Below are 2,271 nucleotides of genomic sequence, written 5' to 3' on the forward strand. Positions count from 1 at the left end.
CAGTGACGTTTACCGATACCAGTAAAATAGCCACAGGTGCTATTAGCAGATGGCATTGGTTATTTGGGGATGGCACTGTGATAGATACCACCAATAGCAACGCCTTTACCCATAGCTATGCCACTTATGGTAATTATACGGTAAAACTCATGACAGCAAGCGACAAAGGCTGTAAAAGCGATACGGTTAAGCAAACGGTTACCATCAATCCATTACCACAAATAGGGTTTGTGGTACCAGAAATCTGTTTAGCCGATGCGGCCGCCCAGTTTACAGATACCAGCAAAATAGCCGATGGCACACAAGCCAGCTTCAGCTATAGCTGGAACTTAAATGTGACAGGCATCACACCAGTACCCACGCCATTCACCAGCTTATCCATAAAAAATCCATCTGCTAAATACCACAAGTCAGACAATTACCAAGTAGCAGAAACGGTTACCAGCAATAAAGGCTGTGCCGTAACACTGCAACAATTATTTACGGTCAATGGTTCCATACCAGTACCAGGCTTCGCTGTACAAAATGCGGGCAAACTCTGCGCCAACGACTCCGTAGCGATTTTAGACACTTCCTATATTGATTTTGGTAATATTACCAAAGTAGAAATTGTGTGGGACAATGTCAATCACCCAACAGTAATAGATTTAGACGACAACCCAACTTCGGGTCATAACAAATTAGGCAAGTTGTACAAACATCTCTACCCTAATTTCTACAATCCACAAGCCCCCAAAACCATCCAAATCAAGTTCACGGCTTATTCAGGTACTATTTGTGTGAATAGCATCACTAGAAATATCACCCTCAACCCAAGCCCAAGGGTACAGTTTACGATACTACCAGGGATTTGCAAAGACACCATACCAAGACAAATTACCCAAGCCACAGAGACCACAGGCATAGCAGGTAGTTTTGCCTACACAGGCACAGGCGTAAGCAATACAGGCATCTTTACGCCCAGCAGTACACCAGCAGGCACTTACAATATCCAATACAAATACACCAGCACCATCGGCTGCGCCGATAGCGCCACACAGCCTATTACGGTATGGCCAAGCCCAGTCGCCAAATGGGGGGTAAGTAGCCCAAGCTGCGAAAGAAACAATATCAGCTTTACCGATAGTTCAGTAGCCAATTATAGTAAGATACAAACTTGGCAATGGGTATATGGTGATGGCAATAGCGCCAACAAAACCACAGGCACCACTTTCAGTTACAGTTATGCAGCAGCAGGTACTTACAACGCCAGCCTAAGAGTGATTACCGATAGTGGTTGTAGAAGCCAAATCAACACCCAAACGATTAAAGTCAACTACTTGCCAAAAGTGAGTTTCACCCAGCCCACCATCTGCTTGCCAGATGGCAACGGCACTTTCACCAGTACCAGTACCATCACCGATGGTAGCCAAAACCTGTTTGGCTATAGTTGGAACTTTGGCGACCCCAACAACGCCACAGGCAGTACTAGCCAATCAGCGAGCCACCAATACAGCACACTAGCACCAGCAGGTGGTTATCCAGTAAAACTTATCATTACCACCAAAGATGGTTGCGTAGACTCGCTCACCCAAGCCTACAGCGATGTAAACCCACAACCCACAGCCGCCTTTGCCGCCACACCCACAGCGGTATGTGTGAAAGACAATATCAGCTTTACAGATAAAAGTGATGGCAAAACCAGCGCTGTAAAAGCATGGTATTGGGATTTAGGGCAAGGGCAAAGCAGCAGTATACAAAACCCGAGCAGACAGTTTAACGATAGTGGTAGCTACCAAATACGTTTATGGGTAGACAATGCCCAAGGTTGCAGAAGCGATACCGCAACGCAAAGCGTTACCATAAACCCATACCCAATACTAACGCTAGGACCCAATCTAGTGGTACTAGAAGGCGGCACTGTAGCCATCAAACCACAAAAAGTGTATGGCAACAACCTCAGCTATTTGTGGACAGCCATTGCACCTGTGGGAAGCCCTACTTACCTCAGCAGCGATACAGCAGCCGTACCCATGTGTACCCCGATAGCAAGTGTAGACAGTATTACTTACAAGCTACAACTCACAGGTATTGGCGGTTGTGCGGTAAGCGACCAGATAACCGTAGTAGTGCTACACACACCTGTGATACCAAACACGTTTACGCCCAATGGCGATGGCAATCACGATAGATGGGTGATCAAGAGTTTAGAGAGCTACCCGGGTGCTACCATAGAAATCTACAATCGGTATGGGCAGTTGGTGTATAAAACCACAGGCTACGACCCCAACA

The 2,271-nt window shown here is 46.4% G+C and carries 1 protein-coding gene; it reads left to right on the forward strand.

The window, feature by feature from the left end; all coding sequences use genetic code 11:
• Window positions 1-2,271, forward strand: a 2,271-nt coding sequence (locus ACFOW1_RS16905) for a PKD domain-containing protein (protein ID WP_379015931.1), incomplete at both ends; no start/stop codon positions are given.

Origin of the sequence: Parasediminibacterium paludis (assembly GCF_042651445.1) — a bacterium.
Classification (GTDB): Bacteria; Bacteroidota; Bacteroidia; order Chitinophagales; family Chitinophagaceae; genus Parasediminibacterium; species Parasediminibacterium paludis.